The sequence below is a fragment of the Mesorhizobium sp. M6A.T.Ce.TU.016.01.1.1 genome (assembly GCF_003997065.1).
GTDB classification, from domain to species: Bacteria; Pseudomonadota; Alphaproteobacteria; order Rhizobiales; family Rhizobiaceae; genus Mesorhizobium; species Mesorhizobium mediterraneum.
The window spans coordinates 45,590-67,351 of sequence record NZ_RZTJ01000026.1 but is presented as its reverse complement, the minus strand read 5'-3'; the positions used below and the strand labels follow the sequence as shown (position 1 = coordinate 67,351).

Genomic DNA, 21,762 nt, shown 5'->3' with positions numbered 1-21,762 from the left:
GACAGAGAAGTGTCGGCCGATGTTGTAGTTGTCGACGGATCTGGGTCGGAACAAGATGGGGCTTTTGCCGCCCACCTCAGATGGCATCGAATGTGCCAAATAGTGGGTGAACCCCATCAGCAGAGAGGACGTCTTGCTGCGACCCCACTTGGCTTTCTGTAGGTTGACCTGGTCGATAGTTCCCATCAGTCAGGCGGACTAATCGCTCGGTCGAAACTACAGGGCATCGATTATACCAAACTGCGCAGCTGGATATTCCGATCCTCTTTGGCGACTCGACTTACTATGTCCGTGAAATACCTTTCAACACCAAACTCAGGGGTTAAAAATCTCTCTACAATCTCAGAATATCTGTCTATTGATGATACAACAAATTTTATATGATAGTCAAACTGCCCCATCACTTCGTAACACTCGGCTACTTCAGGAATGGAACACACATGGCGTTCAAAGAAGTCCAATGCATCTCGATTTTGCCTTGAGAGGACAACTTTGGCCAAAACTATCTGGACACTTCGCAACTTTTCAATTGCTATTTCTGCGATGTAGCGGCGGATAATTCCATCTTTTTCCAGCCTTTTTACCCTCTGCCAACACGGCGACACTGAAATGCCGACCCTGTCCGCGAGGATCTTAATTGGGAGACGGCCGTTTTCTTGGAGCACAGCAAGAATCCGGTAATCCATTCGGTCTAGCTTGTTCATACCACTTACTCTAACATACCATAGAATCTTGGCTCAACGGCGCTAATTTCCGCAGCGCTGCGTGCCCGACAGAGGATGCCGCAGCAATGCGTCGCCACCGTGCCACATTTGCCGAATTGTAACAGCCCCGTTGAAGCAGCGCTCGATTGATTAAGTCCCGCTTTTTGCGCCTTTGTAAGCCTGCTGAGCCTATCATTCCTGCTAGAAGGTACCACTCGGCTGGGGAACGTCATCGCGAACTTCGTGGGGCGCGAGCACGCACTAAACAGCTCTCCCTCCTTGACATCATGTGTGCCGCCTGGGCTTACGCGCTAACCGTCTTGCCATGCCGTCGGCTGGGCGGCATGCTCCTTGCCGAACTTGATCACCGGCTCCATCTTCGCCAGCACGTCATCGGAGAGCCAGCACAGGCTCTATGGCCATCGCCGGCGGGCGGCACCCTACAGGTTGATTTCGACGCCTTCGAACGCGACGAGCGCGTCTCCTGCAATTCATGGTCGAGAAAAATTCCACGTGAACTTATCTGATTCGCTGGGTGGTAAAAGGAGGCAATGGTGGGCGACTGCGCTGCCGTGCGCGGGTGCAGGGAAGACTTCTTCAACGCTGACATGAAGGAACTGGGCTATCGGCCGAACCGCGTCGTGCCGCAGCTCTCGCGATGTGAGCTCAAACGCGGCTCGGCATCCCTGCGACGCTGATCACCGGGATTAACAGCGATCTACCTGGTTGCATCACGGCGCAGGTCAGCCAGAACGTCTGTGACAGCGCCACCGGCCCCGCCTGTTGATCCTTCAAGGGGCAAAGTTCTTTGGAGGGTGCGGCAGCAAAGTATCTTTCGGACAAAGAGGCGATCAGTAAGCAAACTCACGAACTGCCCTTTGCTCATGTCTACGTTAGCCAAGGAACAGCTCCGGTTGCTTGCTTGGCAGAGGCCGTGGTGGAGTATTTTGGCCAGAATATGCGTAAGGTACTCTTTGGTCTTTCGGGCTCCGATGCGAACGAAACGAAAATCAACCTGGTCTGGTGTTACAGAACATACTGGTTCGTCCCCAAAAGAAGAAAATCATCTCCCGCGACCGCGGCTATCATGGTTCCGGGCTGGTCACCGGTAGCCCTACCGGGCGCCCGTTCTTCCACCAGTTCTTTGACCTGCCGCTTGATCTCGTGCGCCACACGAAACGCCGAACCACTATGGTCAGGCGACGGATGGCGAAAGCGAAGAGGAATTCTCGAAGCGCTGCGCCCGTGAATTAGAGGAGCTTATTCTGGCTGAAGGCCCAGATACCGTTGGCACATTTGTCGGCGAGCCCGTATTGGGCACTGGTGGTATTATTCCTCCGCCTAAAGGATACTGGAAAGCTATCCAAGAAGTGCTGGACAAGCATGACATTCTGTTGATCGCAGACGAGGTGGTTTGCGGGTTTGCGCGGACAGGTCAGAAATATGGCTCCCACCTATATGGCATGCGCCCAGACTTCGTTACTATTGCCAAGGGATTGAGTTCAGTCTATTTGCGTATCTACGGATCCATCATTGGCGAGCGCGTATGGTCGATTCTCGAGCAAGGCACGGAACAGCACGGTCCCCTTGGCCATGATTGGACGTACTCAGGACATACCCTTTGTGCCGCGGCGGCGCTGGCCAACATCCAGGTTGTTGGGCCGTACTGGCTTCCACGGATGAAGGCAGAGCTGGAGTGTCATCCGACCGTCGGCGAGGTCCGTGGCATCGGCATCCTCTCCGCGGTTGAGTTTATGCGTGATCCGAAGGCGCGAATTCCTTTCGAGCCAGGGCTGCAGGTTGGCGAGCGCGCAGCGGCAACGCTACTTGAAAATGAGGTTATCGCTCGTGCTATGCCGCATGCCGACACACTCGGCTACGCTCCCCCGCTGATAATCAAGCGAGGTGAGGTCGATATCATTGTAGCCGTGCGAGCTGTGGACACTACCTATCGAGCGCTGAAGACGGAGGGGGCGATATGATTGATCGAGACGGCGAGCACTTGACCAGGATGGACACCACGCGTTCGTCGGACACTGGCGGACCCATCGGAGTCCTCGATCTCTGGGACGGCCGACCACCCCATTCTATTCCTGAAACACTCTACGGCCGCCCGGTCATAAGTGAAAAGGTTCCGGGCGCCTGGTGGCAGGCGCTTCTCGACGACGACCCAAGACTATATACTGCGTATACCGAAGCAGCCTGCCGCCTCGTGGATAGGGGCGCTGTCGCGATTAGCTCGGGCTGTGGCTATACCGTTCGGTATCAGGAGGCGGTCGCTACGGCCGTGAACGTGCCTGTGGCAACGGGGAGCCTCCTGTTAGCGCCTATGGTGATCCGTCACCTAGCCCGTAAGGCTAAACTCGGCGTCGTGGTCGCTCACGAGAAGTATGTTGAAACGGATCTCCTGGGCATCGTCTGTGATCCTGCGGACCGCGAGAGAGTCGTGGTCGGCGGCATCTCACGCAGCATGCTTGTAGCTAGCGAACTGAAGCGTCCGCCGGGGACAGCCCCGATACCTGACTCTGACACTGAGCGTCATCTCATTGACACCGTGCGGCAACTTCGAGCCGCTCATCCGGACATTGGCGCCTTTATCTTCGAGTGCACAGCGTTGCCACAATTCGCACCGAAGCTGCGCCGCATGACGGGTTTGCCCATCTACGACCACGATACAGCCCGACGATTGGTGCTTGAGGCAATAACCTAAGTGCATCGCCTCCAAGAAGTTCACAAAACTTGGAACGATAATTGACATCAGCCCGGCCAGGCTGGACTAATTGCTAGGCGGCTGCGCATGCGATATCTGGTTTGGATAGATACGCGCCTGGGCCAGGTTCAACTGTTGTTCGAAATTCGCCGAAGACGCTACGACCGGCGGCTTGCCTGTCGCGAAGTCGTTGCGATGGTGCAAGCCCGAGTTACGGTCCTTTTCAGTAATGTCGTTAATGTTGATAGTCATTTCACTTACCTTTCGAACTGCAGCCGAGTCCTCGCAAAGGGTCAGAACAAGGAGCGGTCGGAAGCATGTTCTAGTTCCTGGGTTACTCCTGGTTGGCTCGAGCCTCCACTCCGCACCAATCCGCCGCAAACAGAGCGATAGCCTTTGTAACCCGCAACAGCGACGGCAGACACACTCGCCCATCGATAGCATGTATGTGTCCGGCGACCGGTCCGTAGACAAGGCAGTTGGTCATATTGCCGTGTAGGGCAAACACGGCGGCGATGAAGTCGGGAAGGTGCTCGGCAACCTCCTCGAGGGTTTCAAGCGCCATTGGATAGACCGCCTCGAGCTTCAGGGTCTTCATGAAGCTCTCTGCCTTTGCGTTGTCACAAGGATTGCCCTTGCGACCCATCGAGCCGGCTAGACCGTGGCTGGTGAGAAGCTGCCGGTAAGTCTCGGCGGCATATTGGGAGCCGCGATCGGAATGGTGAACGCAGCCTGGCGGTGGCTTTCTGCGCTCGATTGCAGCGCGCAAGGCGGCGCCCGTCAGGCGGGCATCGATGGCGCGGCTGATGGCGTAGCCGACGATCATGCGCGACCAGACATCGAGAATGATGGCGACGTAGACGAAGCGGACCGGCGACATAGGTGATGTCGCCGACCCAGAGTTGGTTCGGACCGGTCGGGACGATGTCCTTTGCCAGATTGGGGAAGATCGGACTGTTGTGATTGCTGTCGGTCGTGGCGACGAACCGGCGTCTGACCTTCGGTTGCAGGTCGTGATCGCGCATCAGGCGCCGGATTTTCTTGTGGTTCACCACAAAGCCTTGCTGGCGCAAGGCCGCGCCCACGCGGCGGTAGCCATAAAACTCGAATTCGTCGCAGATCGCGAACATCGTCTCGACGATAGCGGTGTCATCGGCCGGCCGTTCCGGGCGGTCATAAAAGGTCGAACGCGCCAGATCCATCAGCCGGCATCCTTCGGCGACAGAGAGGCCGGGGGGCAGATGATGGCGGATGTAGTCCCGCTTTTCGGCCGTGGAGCGCTTTTCAGAGCCCCCTTTAGAAACTCCAGCTCCAGAGCCTGCTTGCCGACCAGCCGCTCAACCGCGGCGATCCGCGCCTCATATTCCGTGATCAGAGTGGCAGAAGCCGTATCTTCATCGAAGCCGCCTGCCTCATACTTGCCAATCCAGACACGGATCAGGGTGCGGGTGACGTCATGCCGTTTCGCCAAACTGTGCAGCGTCTCGCCCGACAGATATTCCTGCACCACCTGGCGCTTAAACGTGATGCTGTAACTACGATGTCTTGCCATGGTTCTCTCTCCGAAAACCCGACAGCCATGGTCAATTCCTCAGGACGATCTGTCCACCCTAGGGGCGCACTCCAGATCGGCGTCCAATTTTGACCCCCTTATGTAATGCGCGGCGGTCAGCGTTCGCCCGGGCGGAGCTGGTCAGGGTTGCGCAGCCTGGGCGAACGCGGATGGGGCTTGGCAGCTTGATGGGGTGATCAGGCGCGGTCTTGAAGCGCCAGGATTCGTTTCCGGTCTCGATGATCTCGCAATGATGGGTGAGACGGTCGAGCAGCGCTGTCGTCATCTTGGCGTCGCCGAAGACGGCGGGCCATTCGCCGAACGCCAGGTTGGTGGTGACGATAATTCGTAGAGCCTGCTGATCAGGTGGAAGAGCAATTGCCCGCCGGCCTGCGCGAACGGGAGATAGCCGAGTTCATCGAGCACGACGAAGTCGAGCCGGGTGAGGTAATCGGCGATACGGCCCTGCTTGCCGCCGCGGTGCTCGGTCTCGAGCCGGTTGACGAGATCGACGACGTTAAAGAAGCGGCCACGTGAGCCGTTGCGGATCAGGGCGCGGGCAATGGCGATTGCCAGATGCGACTTGCCGGTTCCGGTGCCGCCGATGAGCACGGCGTTGCGCTGGTCGGCGGCGAAGGTGCCGTTGGCAAGGTCCCGGACCAACACCTCATTGACCGGCGTGCCGTCGAAGTCGAACTCATCGATGTCCTTGGCGATCGGCAGCTTGGCGACGGTGAGCTGGTATTTGATGGAGCGGGCCTGCTTCTCGGCGATCTCGGCCGATAGCAGATCGCCGACGATTCTCGGCGGCTCGTGCTGGCGCTTGATGCCTGTCGCCATGACCTCGTCATAGGCCCCCCGCATCCCGTAGAGCTTCAGCGTGCCCACCAGTTCCAAAACCTGCGTGCGTTCCATCAGCTTGCCTCCCTGAGGCTGTCGTAGCGGGCGCAGTCGGCTTGCGGTTCGTGCTGCAGGCGAAGAGCGTCCGGGGTGAGAATGGTGACTGCCGGCGCCGGATCGCGCTGCCGCGCCAGGATGTTGATGATGACGGCGGATGAGCAGACGTTCTGATCGGGCGCTTCCTGGCAGGCAGCATCCACGGCATCGATGCCGTTGGTCAACACCGTGGCCAGGATTGACACCATCTGCCGATCGCCGTCATGCGCCGCTTTTAATCGGCGTCGGATACGCTCCATCGCTGGTGGCAGAGCCCAGTCCCGGAATGGCGCGCCATTGCGCAGCGCACCGGGCTTGCGGGCAAGTACAGGGACGTAATGCCAGGGATCGTAGACCGTCTCGTTCCGGCCGAAGGAGCGGGCATGTTCGGCGACGATCACGCCGTCCTGGCGGATGACGATCCTGTCGGCATAGGCATGGATCTCGACCGGGCGGCCGACGGCCGTCGACAGGACCGAGTATTTGTTGGTGTCGAAGCGAACCGTGTAGGTCTTCGACACCGAAGCCGGCACCGTGTGGAACCCGGCGAAGGGGCAGCGATACTCGACCAGTTTGCCGCGCTCTTCCTCGAACACGTTCCAGATCGTTCGTTCCGGTTGCTCGATGTGACGGTGCGCCTTGGCGTAGGCGACGCACTTGTCCTGCAGCCAGGCGTTCAGCTCCTCATAGGCCTTGAAGCGCAGCCTGGGCGTGAAGAAGCGCTCGCGCACCAGCCCGACTTGGTTCTCGACCTGACCCTTCTCCCAGCCCGACGCTGGCGTGCAGGCGACCGGCTGCACCAGATATGGCTACACATCTGCAGGAGGCGGCGATTGTATTGGCGGTCCTTGCCAACAAAGATCGTTTCCACCGCCGTCTTCATGTTGTCCTAGATGCCGCGCGTGCAGGCGCCGCCGAAGAAGGCAAAGGCCCTGTCATGGGCGTCGAACACCATCTCCTGCGTCTCGCGCGGATAGGCCCTGACGAACATCATGCGGCTGTGGCAGAGCCGGACATGGGCGACCTTCACGGTCACCGTCACGCCGTTGACCAGGACGATCTCATGGCTCAGTCGAACTGGTAGGCCTCGCCCGGCGCGAAGAACAGCGGCACATAGTCGTCCGCCGTCGCAGACCCCTGCGCCTTCGCCCAGCTCTTCGCGTAGCGGCGGACGGCGTCATAGCCTCCCTCGTAACCGAGGCTGCAAAGCTCTTCGTAAATCCGGATCAGTGTCAGTTGCTCGCGCGCCGCCTTGCCACGGTTGCCATTCAAAAACCCGTCAAGCTGATCCTGCCACGGACCGATCTTCGGCTTGGGCTGCCGCTCGCGTTCGTAGGAGAACGATGTCTCATTGGATCTGAGAATCTTGCGGACGGTGTTCCGCGACTCATGCAGCTCGCGGCAAATCCGCTTGAGCGACCATCCCTGCACATGGAAGGCACGCCGAACCCGGGCAATCGTATCCACCGACTTCATCCCCACACCATCCGCTCGCCACGACGAGCTTATGGTCGCAAATCAAAGCATCAGGGGGGGCAAAATTGGACGCCGATTCCCTTATGGGGTCAATTTTGCACGCCGATTCACATTAGGCATCATTATACGTTGGTAAATCGTCGGAACCTGAAGGGTTAGCGTTCGTGTACCCGGGACGCGCCTACAATCGGCGTCATCAGCTGGAGCTTCCTTATTGAAGATTCACAAAAGGACTTTTTCAAACGACATCCGAAAACAAAAACACTTATCATGCCCGGTTTGCTAGGATTCCCCTCCTGCTGTGTACCCATGGAAAGTAGAATATGCCAGCCACACTATGTGAGACTCCTACTACTGCCTACACGTTTCCCCAGAGTGGCATCACTCGGGACGAGATCGAACAAGAACTAGAGCAGCTGCGTTCACAAGATGCAGACCCGCGCTCGACGTTCCCAGATCGATGGCTCAACGACCGCGGGCTCCTTATTGATGATGGCACGTTCGAAGTCGCCAAGGCCGCTCACCTCGCCTTTTTTACGAAGGGCAACAACTACCCTACCGTGGTAAAATTTGAACGCGATCTAATGCAGATGGCGCTTGGTTTGTTCCATGCAGGAAATGACGCAACCGGGGCCGTGACAAGCGGCGGATCCGAGAGCCTTTTTCTCGCGACTGCTGCTGCCCTGTCGAACGCCAAAGAAAGACGGCCGGATATTACCCAACCAGAAATAGTAATCCCGCAGACAGGCTATCCCACATTCGAGAAATATGAACGGTACTTCGGATATTCCCTTCGTCGCGTGCCGGTGGATGCAAATTTTCGCGCAAATGTTTCGGCAATGTCCGAAGCAGTTACCAAGAACACAGTGATGATGCTGGCTTCCCTGCCATCCTGGTCGCATGGCGTTTGTGACCCAGTTCGAGAAGTAGCAGAAATTGCCAGCAAACACGGGATTTGGTTGCATGTGGACGCTTGCGTGGGTGGGTTTTTGGCGCCTTTTGTGCGCGAGCTCGGACGAGATGTTCCCGACTTCGATTTTCGAGTCCCTGGCGTGAGTTCGATTTCTGCGGACTTTCATAAGTACGGCTACAGCGGCAAGGGTGTTTCAGGTGTTTTCTATAAAAATAGAGAAATCGCGCGCAACCAACCCTTCATTTTCGACACATGGGCAGCAGGGCTCTATCGCTCACCGGTTCTTACCGGGACCCGTAATGGTGGCGCAATCGCTTCAGCTTGGGCAGTCATGCGTTACCTGGGGCGGGACGGATACCTTTCGCGGGCAACTCAAATTCTCAAGCTGAGAGATGCCATATTGGCCTTCGTTAAACAGTGCGTTGGTCTAAAAATAGTCGGTGGAGCGGAGCTTAACGTAGTTGGAATTGGCAGCGATTACTCGGATATCTATGCGATTGCGGCGAAGATGAAGAAGTACGGGTGGAACATAAATATATTAAAGGATCCAGAGGCAATACAGCTTGTGCTTGGCCCGCTACGAGACGAGTATATAACACTGCTGGTAAATGACCTTGAGAAAGCGGTGGAAGCTGTGCGGCGCGAAGGTTTCAGCGCTCCTTATCCAGCCGTGGTCTATTCCGACGAATTGTTGGACTGAACCGGTATTTAGTTGTGATTTATACAGGTTTCAATATGTCGGAATCCTTGAAAGGGCTAGCCGCCGGTGGGCGCATCCTCACCGGATGTGGCTGTGGAGGGAAGAGTGCAGCAGTTTTGCCGGAAACCGTCTGAGAGGTGCATGTGAGGAATCTATTCCGTGGCGATCGATTAGACCAGGCGATTGCGTGAGAATGCTCTGCGTTTCTGCAAGCTGTCCATCCTTGGACAATCCAATGCCAAATAGAGGCAAAGTTCTATCCGGTTTGACATAAACGGCGACTCTTGAATTGCGCCGATACGGAGAAGGCAATGGCACTTTCTGAAACAGTTCTTGCAAAGTTGAAAGACAAGTCGTTAGCGACGGACAAAGCTCTTGTGGGGACTGGCTGGGTAGCGGCAAGTTCAAGGGGCCTCATGTTCGAGGTCACCAATCCTTCAACCGGCGAAGTCCTCGCAACCCTTCCAGATCTCGGTGAAGGAGAGGTCAGGTCGGCGATTGATGCTGCTCATGTTGCCCAGAAGAGCTGGGCGAAAACGACGGGCAAGGAGCGCGCCGCAGTCCTGCGAAAACTGTACGACCTCATAGTATCGAACGTCGAGGATCTTGCCACCATCCTCACCTTGGAGATGGGAAAACCATGGCCGGAGGCGAAGGGAGAGATCCTTTATGGCGCGTCCTACGTCGAGTGGTTCGGTGAAGAAGCCAAGAGAGTTTACGGCGACACCATTCCGGGTCATCAGCCGGACAAGCGCATCATTGTCATCAAGCAGCCCATCGGAGTTGTTGGGGCCATCACGCCGTGGAACTTCCCGAACGCGATGCTTGCCCGCAAAATGGCCCCGGCAATCGCTGCTGGTTGCAGCATGGTATCAAAACCTGCAGCTCAGACACCCCTATCCGCGCTGGCCCTGGCTCTCCTTGCCGAACGCGCCGGTTTGCCACCCGGCCTATTTTCTGTGCTCACCACAACCGATGCGGCGATGGTTGGCCAGGAATTCTGCAGCAATAGGAAGGTCCGGAAGCTTACGTTTACTGGCTCGACCAATGTTGGAAGAATTCTAATGCGGCAAGGCGCAGAGCAGATCTTAAAGCTCGGCCTCGAGCTCGGTGGTAACGCGCCCTTCATCGTATTCAATGACGCCGATCTCGACGCTGCCGTCGAAGGCGCAATGATTTCCAAATACCGCAATGCCGGGCAAACATGCGTCTGCGCCAATCGGCTTTACATTCAGGAAGGCATCTACGATGCCTTCGCGGCCAAGCTTGCCGAGCGCGTCCGCCAGATGAAAATCGGCGACGGCTTTGACGAAGGGGTAGCGACAGGCCCTCTCATCGACCGGAATGCGTTGAAGAAGGTATTGGAGCACGTCGCCGACGCGGTAGCTCAGGGGGCTACAGTGGAGGTTGGCGGCAAGCCTGCATGCCAAGGCGGTCTCTTTTTTGAGCCCACTGTCTTGACCGGCGCGACGATGGATATGCGTCTCTCCAGGGAAGAGACGTTCGGCCCGGTCGCGCCGTTGTTCAAGTTTTCGACTGAGGAGCAAGTCATAGAAATGGCCAACAACACAGAGTTTGGCTTGGCTTCCTACTTCTATTCTCGAGATGTCTCGAAGGTCTTTCGTGTGGCGGAGGCTCTAGAGTGCGGCATGGTCGGGGTTAACACTGGGCTGATCTCCACGGAAGTTGCGCCTTTTGGTGGCATCAAGCAATCGGGCCTCGGCAGAGAAGGGTCAAAATACGGTATCGATGATTATACAGAGATGAAATACGTGTGCCTGAGCGTGTGATCCCATATATAGAAAGGAAATCTTTAATGGGGATGCTCGGATTCGAAGGACGGCACTATCTGACGGCCACGCGTCCGATCCGCGCGAGCTCGACTTGATGCGTGGCGCGCCGCCGCCCGCCGATAAACGCATATGTTTGAGAGCGACTGCTTCCGCACATTCCCACAGATCCGGTGGTCGCTGTCACACATGCGTGAACTAACGGCCACAGTGAATGTGTGGCGCAGGCCCGGCGCGCCTTCGAAGCTGGAGCATCTCACAGGACGACCGAGATCGACGCGCTAAGAGGGTGGGCGGCGGACGCTGGGGCGGCGTTCCGTCGGTCTGTGGACCGCGCAAAAAAATCGACGCGCATTTTCGTGGGACCGGCGCTCCCTTGGGTCTCGGTCTCTTGCGCCGTTGCTTCAGCGGCTCTCCTGAACATTCATAGAGGTTGCCCCGCGGGACGGGTCGAAAAGAACACCCGGCGGAAATAAATCCGGCCTCGACGATCAGTCGTCAAGTGGCGCAATGATCAAGCCGATCAGACGGTTAAGCCCTTTGCTGTCCAATCGATCGAATGACAGCGCCATCGCTTCCATCTCCTCGGCCCTGCCCTGGCTGATCAAACCGTTCGTGAAATTGACGTATTTGCTGTGGAACTCTTCTGCGCTCATGGGATTGTCGCGATCGCCTTTCGGCGTGCGCGGCTCCGAGATGAGTCGGCGGCCGTCCTTTAGGTAAAGCGTCACGTCGGCCCAGCGCTTGCCCACGCTAATGCGGGTGTAATGCTCGGTTTCAACAAGCTCGGTGGCATTGGAAATGCGTCGGATTTCTTCATCCTGCAGAACCTCGGGCAGAAGCTCCTGCGGCCCTATTTTGCCACGCACGATCATCGTCGCAACCGGGAACGCGATCGAATAGCTCATTTCGTCCAGCGTCTTCGGGTTGTAACCGGCAAGCCGGACGGCATAATGGAACGTCTGAATGCGGACGCGCGTGACATCCTTGCTGGAAAGGCTGTTGTCACGCATCAGATCGCGCGCGGCATCGATCGATGGATGCGCCCAGCGACAGACCGGATAGGGTTTGTACGAAGTATCTTCAGCTATACGCCAAGCCTCTCCGAGATCGCGCCACCAGGGCTCGGCGTCAGCCCCCTCGGCCGTGATCGCCGGTGCACCAGTGAAGCCGAGTTGGGCCAAATAGGCCGCCATGACGCCTGAAGGCGCGCCCCAGCCGACGCCGTCGCGCAGCATGGTCGGGAAATCGATGCAGCGCATCATTTGGCTGCGAGGACCGTGATACTCTGCAATACCCGCTGCATGGCGCGTCTGCTCCTGGCTGAGCCCCAGCAGTCGGGAGACTCCCGCCGCCACGCCGACTGCTGTCCACGCCCCTGAAGTGTGGTAGTCGGAGACGGTGCCGTGAAGCGTCAGACCCGCGCGGTAAGCAACCTCATAAGCAACGGCCAGCGCAACCATGAATTCCTTTCCGGAAATTGCGGTGCCCGAAGGCCTAAGCGAATCCGCTACAGCGAGCAGCGCAGGAAACACCGCTGAACCAGCGTGACCCTTGCAGGGGCTGTTGTTATCGTGGCCATCGATCGAATCAATGGTAAAGGCGCCAGCGAAGGCCGCTCCCGCCGGGCTGACGGGGCGCCCGTCGAAAATCATCCTGGCCGCTCCGATTTCAGGCGACGAGCGCCATAGGCGATCGGCAATCTCCCGGGTGATCGACGAGATCTGCGTTGTTGCGCCCACCACGGCAACTCCGAGCGTGTCTGCAAAACTGCGCCTGAGAATGGCACGGACTTCCTCGGGAATGGTATCGCAGGTCAGACTACCGGCAAATTCGGAAAAGGTGATCACGTTTAACCTCGCACAATCTCTTATGCAGCCAATTCCCAAGATGATAGTTTTCCAGGGACTTCCATTCTAAATACCGTTGGATGCCGCATAGCTTGGCAAATTGCGACGCCGTTAGAAGGCCGGCCTCTCCATCGGTTGGCGCGCAGGATCCGCTTGTCGATGACGCCTTGCGCTGGGCTACGATGCGGCAGCAATCTCCGATTGGGGGCTGTCTCTGCGGCTAACCTCAGCGCCGATTTACGAACAACACACGAATCAAGATCCCGGGCCTGATTTCGACCCGTCTTCGTACGACGCCTTCCGCCTTCGGCTTGCACAATATCGAGAATGACTGCAGCTGGTCGGTCTATCACGCCGGACGGGTCACTCAACTGTTTTCGAAGCAATTCGGACGTATCGCAGTTGAGCCCGAGATAGCCATCGTACATCGCGCGATGAACGCCGTGGAGCATCGAAGCGGATGCTCCACGGTGGTAAAAATTCGCCGTAAGCGCTAACGCACCGAGCGAACACCCATGAAAAGCGTTGGTAAACGCGGTGATGTTGCTGCGACCGGTCACCTTGCGTGCGAGCTTGATGGCAGCCTCGACGGCATTGGCGCCGGTGGGGCCGGTGAATCGAATCCGATATTCAAGCGATCTTGGACGCAAGATCAACAGCTCGAATCTGTCAATAAACTCCTGCCTGGCGCGTGTGCGGAGGTCGGACCCAAGGGCAAACCCGTCGTTCGAGATGTAGTCTTGAAGGGCAGACTGCATCGCTTTGCCGTTGTGTCCATAGTTTAATGACCCGCACCCGGCTAAAAAGTCGAGGTGTTTGTCACCGGTCTCGGCGATCAGATAACTCCCGTTCGCTCCGACGAACCTTGCAGGGTAGAAGAGACAATAGCTCCGCGCTTCCGACTCAATGTCCTCTCTCATCGAACTTTCTCCAAAGGACGTCATGATTCGAGTTCTGTCGGCTCTGCACCTAGTTGAAACAGAGAAACGGCATACTTCTGGCCCGAGTCCGTCCAATGGTGAACCGGCCGGAAGTTATACAAATCGAGAAGCTTGTGAAAGGCATGCAATTCAACCTTCCGCATGATCTCCGTCCTAATCATCTCTCCCTTATGGAGACGAAAGGAGAAATCCAGATTTTTGAGATTGATTATTTGTTCCTGCGTTGCCTCCAGATGACTCTCCATTCGATGCAGAGGCTTATTATGGAATGCCACGTGTCGAAACTGGAATAGTTGAAAATCTCCATTGAAGCGCCAGTTCAAATGTTGTAGGATGCATAAGTTGGTCAGGATCGCCGTTTGATTATTGTAGGCCGCTTCTAGGATTTTTGTTTCTTTGTCCAAATCGATCCCGATCAAAAGATAGTCGCCAGAAGACAAAGCCGATTGCGCCGACAGGAGGAGATCGTGCAATTCGTCATCGTGCATGTTTCCCATAGTGCTGCCGAGGCAAACTAGAAGCTTTGGTCCAATTAGATTGGCAACTTGCGCAAGTCCGGTTTGGTAGGTCCCGACAATTCCTAAGAAGTCCAAATCGGTTGTCACGGAGAAAATGTTCACAGCCGCGCTCTCCAAGATCAAGCGATTGATGTCGATGGCAGCATACAAAGTGCGGCCGTGTTGCTTCATGTATGCATCAAATAAAAGAGTCGTTTTTTCGGCGTTTCCAGATCCCAGCTCAATGATGGAGATAGGACCTGTAATGTCGGCTATGGACGTTGCATGTTTGGCTAGTATGTCCTTTTCAGTTCTGAACAGGTAATATGTTTCCTCCTGGCAGAGACGTTCAAATAGGCGGGAACCTGCATTATCGTAGTAATAAATGGAGTTCACGCTGCGCGGTGATTCCGATAAGGACGCGACCAATAGGTCGCCCTTGAATAACGTTTCTTCGGGTACGTCAGCGCCGAGGATCTCATATTTATTGCGTGTAGCCACTGCGGTTGTCCCGGAAAGATGTAGAGCCATACAGATTACTCCATTCAATAATGGTATATTAGGGATACGTACGGAACGGCTGCGTATTGACGTTGTCACCAAGGGCACGAATATCGTTGGCGGCTCCCGCCGTTTCATAGAAAGGTAACTTCAAAAGTCGTGCCAATTTCGCCGAGAGAGCGTTGGAAAGGCTTTTTCTAAGTGTTGTTCAATGACTTAAATGGGGTGCAGTGGGAGCCAAGGCGTTAACATTGTGTCGAGGAGCCGACAGACCCGACAGCAGCTGTCGGTTGCCTACATCAAGTGTCGGAGAATGGGCGGCCCCTTAAGCTGCTGATCAGGCAAACCTTGCGATTGCGCTGAAACAGTTGGTTGGGCGTTGGTGGCGCGCCGTGGTGATGACCACCTAGGGTTTATTTGCCGCGCGATCAACTGCACGAGCATGGCGGCCAGTCCCGTTCCGTTCGGCATAGCGGATAACTGCCATTGCGCCGACTAGGAGCAACTGTCGCAGGTAAGCGATTGCCGGCGTTGGAGATGCTGCCGAGCTTCTCCTTTCCCCCGCTAGAGTTCTGCTTCGGCACGAGCCCGATCCAAGCCCAACACAGACAGCGCCCCGACTTGAACGCATGCGCATCAGCGACGGTCGCCACGAGGGCACCCGCCAGCGACGCTTGGTATCCATCAACCTGCGACCAAGCTCGGTCTCATGCGCACTCGTCCGAACCCTGCGATCCTTCTCAAGGATCTGTTCCTCACGACCCTGCGCTGCCTTGAGCATGCGCAGACATAGCCGTACGTCAGCGGGTATCCTCGCGTCGTTCTCGTCGTAATCAGCCACAACAATGACCGAGAAATGTCACCAGCGTAGCAGGCCGAGCGTATGGCGCAATCGGGGACGCCCAGCCACGCCGGCAATGTCACGGGCCTTGGCGGTCCAGGCGCGGGCGGCCCCGATCGCGTGGTTGACGATCGCCTGCGGCACGGCCAGCTTGCGCCATCCGGCAGAGGCAAGCCGCTCCCGATAGTCTTTATGACTTGCCCAAATATGGCGATGCCATCCCTGATCAGCCCCGGTCACTGCTGAAGCGTTGTTGGCCGGAGGGGAATGGCGTGTCCCGGCGATGTGTCGCTTCAAACGAGCACCGGAATGCATAGAGCCTCTTTTTGTTGACCCGAACGTTCTCTCCGAAACCTTTTTCGTTTTGGAGGTAATATTCGGCAACTCTTTCTTTGCCCATGTCGCTAGTATCTCAAAAAAGTAAGAGGCCTTCCGTTGCCCAGCAACGACGGACGGGGTGAGACAGCATGTTGGAGTTCCGGTCGACAGTTCGCGTGACGGGCCGGGGAGGGAGAACAGTACGGAACTCGTCAATTATTCAAGAAACAATGTACAATAGGGGAAGACTCATGGGAAAGAACTATCGGATTCTCGATCTCATCCGGCACAACCGCTCGTCGCTGGAAAACCATCTCATCGATGGCCTCGTCGACGGCCGTGTCAGCCGCCGCGACTTCATCCGCCACGGTAGCCTGCTTGGCCTGTCGCTGCCGCTGCTGGGCGGCATAACTGCCGGCGCGGGCTTAGGCGGAATGGCCTCGGTGGCATGGGCACAAGGTGCGCCCGGCGCCACCATCCGAGTCGCCCTCGGCCAGCCCGCTGCGGCCATCGATCCGGTGACCACCTCTGACAGCCCTGGTTTTGTGCTATTGCAACAAGTCGGCGAGTTCCTCTGCGTCGACGGCCCTGGCCTGGTACTTCGTCCGCAACTGGCACAAAGCTGGAAACCCAACGACAAGGGTGATGTCTGGACGTTCAAGCTGCGCCAAGGAGTCAAATTTCATTCCGGCTCCGAGATGAAGGCCGACGATGTCGTCGCCAGCATCGACCGGCTGGCCGATCCAGCCAATTCATCCAATGCGCTGTCGGTATTCACCGGCATCCTGCAGAAAGGCGCTACCAGGAAGGTCGACGACTATACGGTCGAGTTCCACCTCGACGCGCCCAACGGCAACTTCCCCTACATGATGTCGTCGGACAATTACAATGCCATCATTCTGCCTGCCAGCTACAATGGCGACTACGAGAAGAGCTTCGACGGCACCGGGCCGTTCAGGATCGAGAGATACACACCCAAGGTCGGGGCATCGTTCGTGCGCAACGACGATTACTGGGGTGAGAAGGCGCTTCCCGCTCGCACCGAATTCACCTTCTTCGCCGATGAGCAGTCGAAGATCCTGGCGCTGCAGGGTGGTCAGGTGGACGTCATCTGCCAAATATCGGCGCTGGCCGGGATTGGCCTGCTTAACGATCCGGACTTCGAGATCATAAGTGTGAAGTCGTCCTTGCATAACCAGTTTCACATGCGCTGTGATTCCGGTCCGTTCAAGGATCCACGCGTACGGCGCGCCATCGCGCTCTGCCTCGATCGCGATAAGCTGGTTGCCGGGTTGATGAAGGGCCGCGCGGTGCCGGGCAACGACAGCCCGTTTGCCCCAGTCTACCCTTCGACTGACGCGAGCGTGCCGCAGCGCAAGCAGGACATTGGGCAGGCCAAGCAGCTCATGGAAGCGGCGGGAGCCGGCGCGGGGTTCAAGGTGACGCTGACCACCGAGTACGCTATCGAAATTCCCGCATACGCCCAGCTCATTCAGAATTGGGTCAAAGAGATCGGCATCGAGATGGAGCTCAACATCCTCGAGCAAGGCGCCTATTATGGCGACGCGGTGTTCGGAAAATCGCCCTGGCTGGATTCAGTGATGGGGATTTGCGACTACGGTCACCGCGGCGTGCCGAACGTCTTGCTAGCCGCTCCGCTGACAAGCGGCGGCGCCTGGAACGCCGCGCATTTCAGGAACAAGGCCTACGACACGCTCGTCTCCAGCTACATCGCGGCCCTTGACTTGGAGGCGCAGAAAGCGGCGGCTGGCAAGATCCAGAACCTGCTGCTCGAGGAAACGCCGGTCATCTTCGGATACTTCTACGATTATCTGATGCCGACCGCGAAAGGCGTAACCGGCGTCCAGCCGAGCCCGAGTACACAACTTTTCCTGGACAAAGCATCGAAATCCTAATCGGAAGCGAAAGCCGATCCTGTAACAGCCATCTCCCGCATGGGGGCTGGCTACATACGGAGTATAAGCCATTCTCTCGTTCCTTTTCCGGCGGGCCTCTCTTTCGCTTGTCACGCTGTTCCTGCTCAGCATCATGGTGTTTCTGGGTGGCCAGGTGCTGCCCGGGAATGTCGGACGCGCCATATTGGGCCCGTTTGCCGACCAGCGCGCCGTTGACGCGCTCAATCACTCGCTCGGCATCGACCGACCGCTGCTTACCCAATACGGGACCTGGATCTGGAATTTCCTGCATGGTGACATGGGAACGTCCTATGTCTTCCGCGCGCCGGTGGCGCCCTTCGTCCTCGATGCGCTCGGCAATTCGATGAAGCTGGCGCTGGTCGCCTTCGTGCTGGTGGTGCCGATCGGCATCCTCGGCGGGGTGATCGCCGCGCTCAACCTCAACCGGCCGCTCGACCGCATCATCAGCCTGGGCGGCCTGTCGGTGACTGTGCTGCCGGAGTTCGTCACCGGCATCATCCTGATCCTGATCTTCGGGGTCTGGTTGCGCTGGCTGCCGATCGCCGCCGCCTGGCCGGAGGGCGCCGGCTTCTTCACCCAACTCCATTATCTGATCCTGCCGTCGCTGCCGCTATTCCTGGTGCTGTTCGGCTACATCGCCCGCATGGCACGCTCCGGCATGATCGAGGCGCTCGATTCCGACTACACGCGGACAGCGGTGCTCAAGGGCCTGCCATGGCGCACGGTAATCTGGCGGCATGTTCTGCGCAACGCGCTGCTACCGACCATCACCGTGATCGCGACGCAGACCGGCTATCTCATCGGCGGCCTCGTGGTCATCGAGACGCTGTTCCGCTACCAGGGCATCGGCTCTCTGATTTTCACCGCCGCGCGCGGCAAGGATTTCCCGATGCTGGAAGCCGGAAGCCTCACTATAGGCATCGTCTATGCGGTGGTGACACTTGCCGCCGACTTTCTCTATTCCGTGCTCAATCCGCGTATCCGGCTGGGGTCAGATCAATGAGCGCTCTCCAAACTACCTCGCCGGCACAAGACAACACGCGCCGGCGCGGCCCGCTTGCGGAGGTGCTGTTTTCGCTACTGCGCTCCGGCACCTTCCTCACCGGTCTCGCCATCGTGCTGTTCTGGGTTGCCTGTGCGCTGTTTGGCGAACATTTCGCGCTCTATGACCCGCTCGCGGACGACATTATCAACGCGCTATCACCACCTTCGGCCGAACACTGGTTCGGCACCGACCAGATCGGCCGCGACGTCTTCTCGCGCGTCATTGTCGGCTCGCGCGACATCCTGACCGTCGCACCGCTGGCAACCTTGCTGGCGACCGTGGCCGGCACGGCGCTCGGTCTGCTCACCGGCTATTTCCGCGGCATCGTCGATGATGTCGTCAGCCGCATCCTCGAAGCCTTGATGGCGATCCCGGTGACGATCGTGGCGTTACTCGCCATCGTCGCGCTCGGTACCTCCAAAACGACAGTCATCGTCGTCATCGGCCTCAGCTTCGCTCCAATCATCGCTCGCACCGTGCGCTCCGCGGTTCTGGCCGAGCGCGAACTCGACTATGTCGCTGCCGCACAGCTTCGGCATGAAAGTGCTGTGCATACGATGTTCGTCGAGATCCTGCCCAATGTCATGCCGCCGATCCTGGTTGAAACAACGGTGCGGCTTGGTTATGCCATTTTCGCGGTCGCCACGCTTTCCTTCATGGGCTTCGGCATCCAGCCCCCCTCGCCCGACTGGGCGCTCTCGATCTCCACCAATTACGGCATGATCGGCGGCGGCTTCTGGTGGACGGTGCTGTTCGACGCGCTTGCCATCGCCTCGCTGGTCATCGGCGTCAATCTGGTAGCCGACGGCGTTCACGGAGCACTCAATGACTAAGTCCGCCAAGGCCAAGAACGCGCTCGAACTTACCGAGCTATCGGTTGCCTACCATGTCGCCGGCCACAACCGCGCCGTGCTGCGCAATCTCAGCCTCACAATCGGCCAAGGCGAGGCCTATGGGCTGGTCGGTGAATCCGGCTGCGGCAAATCCACAGTGGCGCTCACCGTCGTTCGCTACCTCCCTAGGAACGGCTCGATCACCGGCGGCGCGATCTCGCTGGATGGCAAGGACGTCATGAAGCTCGACGGCGAAGCACTGCGACGCGTCCGCGCGGAAAGCGTCTCAATGGTTTATCAGGACCCGGGCAAGGCGCTGAACCCATCGATCCGCGTCGGCCGTCAGCTGACCGAGATTTTTGAACTCGGCGGCATTTCGGGACAAGCGGCCACCGACCGGGCGATTGCGATGCTGAACCGCGTGCGCATCTCCGACCCCGTCAGCGTCATGCAGCGCTACCCGCACCAGCTTTCCGGCGGCATGCAGCAACGCGTGGCGATTGCCATGGCGCTGGCCAACGATCCGTCGATGCTGATCCTCGACGAGCCGACCACCGGCCTCGATGCGACGGTGGAGGCCGAAGTGCTCGACCTGATCGCACAGCTCAGGCAGGAACTGTCGGCCTCTATCCTGTTCATCAGCCACAACCTCGCGGTCGTTTCCAACATGTGCGACCGGGTCGGCGTGCTCTATGCCGGCATGCTGGTCGAGGAAGGGCCGACGGAGGTCGTGTTCAACGATCCGCGTCATCCCTATACAGTCGCGCTGCTGCGCTGCCTGCCGCGCGGCGGCCAACGCAAAGATCAGGGCCGGCTCGACACCATTCCGGGTTTCCTGCCCGGCATCGGGGCCGACATCAAGGGCTGCGCCTTCGCCGATCGCTGCGCGCTCGCCGACGACCGCTGCCGCAGCGAATTGCCGCCGCTCTATGATCTGGGCGGCCGGCTGTCGCGCTGCTTCCATCACGACAAGGCGCAGGCGCTGCCGCGCGCGACGCCGAGCGATGCGCCGCCGCTTGCCGCGAAGGTGACAGCCGTGCCGGTGCTGCGCGTCGCCGGGCTGAACAAGACGTATGGTAACGTCGTACGGGCGGTGAAGGACGTATCACTCACGCTGCGGTCAGGCGAGACGCTCGGGCTGGTTGGCGAATCCGGCAGCGGCAAGACGACCTTCGCCAGGCTGCTGCTCGGCCTGGTGCCGCCGGACGCAGGCGGCACCATCGAGCTCGAGGGCAAGGCACTGGCGCCGCGGCTTGAGAACCGTAGCGACGATCAGATCAAGGCGATGCAGATCGTCTTCCAGAACCCGGATTCAGCACTCAACCGCTCGCATTCTATCCGATATCTGATCGGCCGCGCGCTGAAGCGGCTGGCAGGCTTGAGCGGCAAGGCGCTGGAGGCCCGCCTCAACGATCTCGTCAGTTCGGTGCGGCTGACAGACCGACATCTTGCCGTCAAGCCGCGCCAGCTGTCGGGCGGACTGAAACAGCGTGTCGCCATCGCACGCGCCTTCGCCGGCGATCCGCGCATTGTGGTGTGCGACGAGCCGACCTCGGCGCTCGACGTGTCGGTGCAGGCGGCGATCCTCAACCTGCTTGCCGACCTGCAGTCGAAGGAAGACGTCAGCTACATCTTCATCTCGCATGACCTTGGCGTGGTGCGTTATCTCTCCGACAAGATCGCCGTGCTCTATCTTGGCCGCATCATGGAACTTGGACCCTCCGAAGACGTCTTTTCCGGCCCGCATCATCCTTATACCGAAGCGCTGCTGTCGGCCGTGCCAAAACTCGATCAGACCGAGACGGCCCGCATTCGTCTTGACGGTGAGATCCCCAGCGCCACCCATCCGCCTTCCGGTTGCGTGTTCCACACACGCTGTCCGCGCAAGATCGGAGCGATCTGCGAGCAGCAGGAGCCACCGCTCAGCGAGGCGCACCCCGGCCACTCGATCCGTTGCCATATCCCCTATGCGGAGCTTGCCAAGCTCCAAAGCTCGAAGACGCCGCAGAAAGGCAACGGGGTGATCCATTTTACAGCAGACGGCCATCAAGGGGAGCACCGAATGAACTTGCCGTCCAAATGCAACGTACGAGAGGCTTTTTCGAATGAGACTCAGTGAGTATGTAGAAAGCGATGCCACCGGTTTGGCCTCCCTTGTGAACGCCGGCAAGGTGACGCCGTTAGAGCTGACTCGGCTAGCCCGAGAGGCGCACGACGA

At 58.3% G+C, this 21,762-nt stretch carries 16 protein-coding genes and 4 pseudogenes; 9 read left to right on the top strand and 11 right to left on the bottom strand.

What is annotated here, in order from left to right; genetic code table 11:
• Positions 1-230 precede the first annotated feature (230 nt).
• A complete protein-coding gene (locus EOC94_RS29475) occupies positions 231-704 on the bottom strand; it encodes an Lrp/AsnC family transcriptional regulator (protein WP_127294999.1) in 474 nt (157 codons plus the stop codon).
• Positions 705-1,288: 584 nt separating this feature from the next.
• On the opposite strand from EOC94_RS29475, the pseudogene EOC94_RS34865 reads away from it, so the two are divergent.
• From EOC94_RS34865 to EOC94_RS29460, 3 genes and pseudogenes are all read left to right on the top strand, one after another.
• Positions 1,289-1,547: pseudogene (locus tag EOC94_RS34865) on the top strand (TrbI/VirB10 family protein); the annotation flags it as partial.
• Between the two features lie 419 nt (positions 1,548-1,966).
• Complete coding sequence (locus tag EOC94_RS34860) at positions 1,967-2,686, top strand: aminotransferase class III-fold pyridoxal phosphate-dependent enzyme (protein ID WP_348627411.1); 720 nt, start codon at positions 1,967-1,969, stop codon at positions 2,684-2,686.
• Positions 2,683-3,414 carry a hypothetical protein gene (locus EOC94_RS29460; protein WP_127294997.1) on the top strand — a complete coding sequence of 244 codons (732 nt, stop codon included), beginning with the start codon at positions 2,683-2,685 and terminating at the stop codon, positions 3,412-3,414. Before EOC94_RS34860 ends, EOC94_RS29460 begins: the two co-directional genes overlap by 4 nt.
• Before the next feature lie 66 nt (positions 3,415-3,480).
• On the opposite strand, the gene EOC94_RS29455 is transcribed toward EOC94_RS29460, so the two are convergent.
• The 5 genes and pseudogenes from EOC94_RS29455 to istA form a co-directional block, all read right to left on the bottom strand.
• Positions 3,481-3,666: a hypothetical protein gene (locus EOC94_RS29455; protein WP_127294995.1), complete on the bottom strand. Its 186-nt coding sequence runs from the start codon at positions 3,664-3,666 to the stop codon at positions 3,481-3,483.
• A gap of 82 nt (positions 3,667-3,748) precedes the next feature.
• Entirely contained in the window at positions 3,749-4,294 is a 546-nt protein-coding gene (locus tag EOC94_RS34855) for a DDE-type integrase/transposase/recombinase (RefSeq protein ID WP_127294993.1), read from the bottom strand.
• Between the two features lie 321 nt (positions 4,295-4,615).
• Complete coding sequence (locus EOC94_RS29440; RefSeq protein ID WP_127294989.1) at positions 4,616-4,966, bottom strand: helix-turn-helix domain-containing protein; 351 nt, start codon at positions 4,964-4,966, stop codon at positions 4,616-4,618.
• Positions 4,967-5,024: 58 nt separating this feature from the next.
• A pseudogene (gene istB / locus EOC94_RS29435) lies at positions 5,025-5,881 on the bottom strand (IS21-like element helper ATPase IstB).
• A pseudogene (istA, locus tag EOC94_RS29430) lies at positions 5,881-7,378 on the bottom strand (IS21 family transposase). The pseudogenes istB and istA overlap by 1 nt, the downstream one beginning before the upstream one ends.
• Positions 7,379-7,701: 323 nt before the next feature.
• On the opposite strand from istA, the gene EOC94_RS29425 reads away from it, so the two are divergent.
• Positions 7,702-8,991, top strand: coding sequence for an aminotransferase class V-fold PLP-dependent enzyme (locus EOC94_RS29425; RefSeq protein WP_127294987.1), 1,290 nt, complete (start codon positions 7,702-7,704; stop codon positions 8,989-8,991).
• Between the two features lie 311 nt (positions 8,992-9,302).
• Positions 9,303-10,781 (top strand): NAD-dependent succinate-semialdehyde dehydrogenase, encoded by a 1,479-nt coding sequence (locus tag EOC94_RS29420; protein WP_127294985.1) that lies wholly within the window; start codon positions 9,303-9,305, stop codon positions 10,779-10,781.
• A 491-nt stretch (positions 10,782-11,272) separates the two neighbouring features.
• Here the strand turns inward: EOC94_RS29420 and EOC94_RS29410 are convergent, their stop codons facing one another.
• The 5 genes and pseudogenes from EOC94_RS29410 to EOC94_RS29390 all read right to left on the bottom strand — a co-directional run bounded on the left by EOC94_RS29410 (position 11,273) and on the right by EOC94_RS29390 (position 15,651).
• Positions 11,273-12,631, bottom strand: coding sequence for an MmgE/PrpD family protein (locus EOC94_RS29410; protein ID WP_127294983.1), 1,359 nt, complete (start codon positions 12,629-12,631; stop codon positions 11,273-11,275).
• A gap of 20 nt (positions 12,632-12,651) precedes the next feature.
• Complete coding sequence (locus EOC94_RS29405; protein WP_185928352.1) at positions 12,652-13,551, bottom strand: aminotransferase class III-fold pyridoxal phosphate-dependent enzyme; 900 nt, start codon at positions 13,549-13,551, stop codon at positions 12,652-12,654.
• A 20-nt stretch (positions 13,552-13,571) separates the two neighbouring features.
• A complete protein-coding gene (locus EOC94_RS29400; RefSeq protein ID WP_185928351.1) occupies positions 13,572-14,570 on the bottom strand; it encodes an L-histidine N(alpha)-methyltransferase in 999 nt (332 codons plus the stop codon).
• Between the two features lie 460 nt (positions 14,571-15,030).
• Positions 15,031-15,235, bottom strand: a pseudogene (locus tag EOC94_RS29395) (transposase); the annotation flags it as partial.
• A 194-nt stretch (positions 15,236-15,429) separates the two neighbouring features.
• The gene (locus EOC94_RS29390; RefSeq protein ID WP_148128441.1) at positions 15,430-15,651 is read right to left on the bottom strand and encodes a hypothetical protein; all 222 of its coding nucleotides are present in this window, start codon (positions 15,649-15,651) and stop codon (positions 15,430-15,432) included.
• A 329-nt stretch (positions 15,652-15,980) separates the two neighbouring features.
• Here EOC94_RS29390 and EOC94_RS29385 point away from each other — a divergent pair, with 329 nt between their 5' ends.
• The 4 genes from EOC94_RS29385 (at position 15,981) to EOC94_RS29370 (ending at position 21,663) form a co-directional block, all read left to right on the top strand.
• A complete protein-coding gene (locus tag EOC94_RS29385) occupies positions 15,981-17,645 on the top strand; it encodes an ABC transporter substrate-binding protein (protein WP_127294975.1) in 1,665 nt (554 codons plus the stop codon).
• 70 nt (positions 17,646-17,715) lie between these two features.
• Positions 17,716-18,669: an ABC transporter permease gene (locus EOC94_RS29380; RefSeq protein ID WP_127294973.1), complete on the top strand. Its 954-nt coding sequence runs from the start codon at positions 17,716-17,718 to the stop codon at positions 18,667-18,669.
• Positions 18,666-19,544 carry an ABC transporter permease gene (locus EOC94_RS29375; RefSeq protein WP_127294972.1) on the top strand — a complete coding sequence of 293 codons (879 nt, stop codon included), beginning with the start codon at positions 18,666-18,668 and terminating at the stop codon, positions 19,542-19,544. Before EOC94_RS29380 ends, EOC94_RS29375 begins: the two co-directional genes overlap by 4 nt.
• Positions 19,537-21,663, top strand: a complete 2,127-nt coding sequence (locus EOC94_RS29370; RefSeq protein ID WP_245465680.1) for an ABC transporter ATP-binding protein — start codon at positions 19,537-19,539, stop codon at positions 21,661-21,663. Before EOC94_RS29375 ends, EOC94_RS29370 begins: the two co-directional genes overlap by 8 nt.
• Positions 21,664-21,762 lie beyond the last annotated feature (99 nt).

Coding starts and splice junctions, on each gene's coding strand:
- EOC94_RS29475 (WP_127294999.1), bottom strand. CDS start 704: ATGAACAAGCTAGACCGAATGGATTACCGGATTCTTGCTGTGCTCCAA.
- EOC94_RS29460 (WP_127294997.1), top strand. CDS start 2,683: ATGATTGATCGAGACGGCGAGCACTTGACCAGGATGGACACCACGCGT.
- EOC94_RS29455 (WP_127294995.1), bottom strand. CDS start 3,666: ATGACTATCAACATTAACGACATTACTGAAAAGGACCGTAACTCGGGC.
- EOC94_RS34855 (WP_127294993.1), bottom strand. CDS start 4,294: ATGTCGCCGGTCCGCTTCGTCTACGTCGCCATCATTCTCGATGTCTGG.
- EOC94_RS29440 (WP_127294989.1), bottom strand. CDS start 4,966: ATGGCAAGACATCGTAGTTACAGCATCACGTTTAAGCGCCAGGTGGTG.
- EOC94_RS29425 (WP_127294987.1), top strand. CDS start 7,702: ATGCCAGCCACACTATGTGAGACTCCTACTACTGCCTACACGTTTCCC.
- EOC94_RS29420 (WP_127294985.1), top strand. CDS start 9,303: ATGGCACTTTCTGAAACAGTTCTTGCAAAGTTGAAAGACAAGTCGTTA.
- EOC94_RS29405 (WP_185928352.1), bottom strand. CDS start 13,551: ATGAGAGAGGACATTGAGTCGGAAGCGCGGAGCTATTGTCTCTTCTAC.
- EOC94_RS29385 (WP_127294975.1), top strand. CDS start 15,981: ATGGGAAAGAACTATCGGATTCTCGATCTCATCCGGCACAACCGCTCG.
- EOC94_RS29375 (WP_127294972.1), top strand. CDS start 18,666: ATGAGCGCTCTCCAAACTACCTCGCCGGCACAAGACAACACGCGCCGG.
- EOC94_RS29370 (WP_245465680.1), top strand. CDS start 19,537: ATGACTAAGTCCGCCAAGGCCAAGAACGCGCTCGAACTTACCGAGCTA.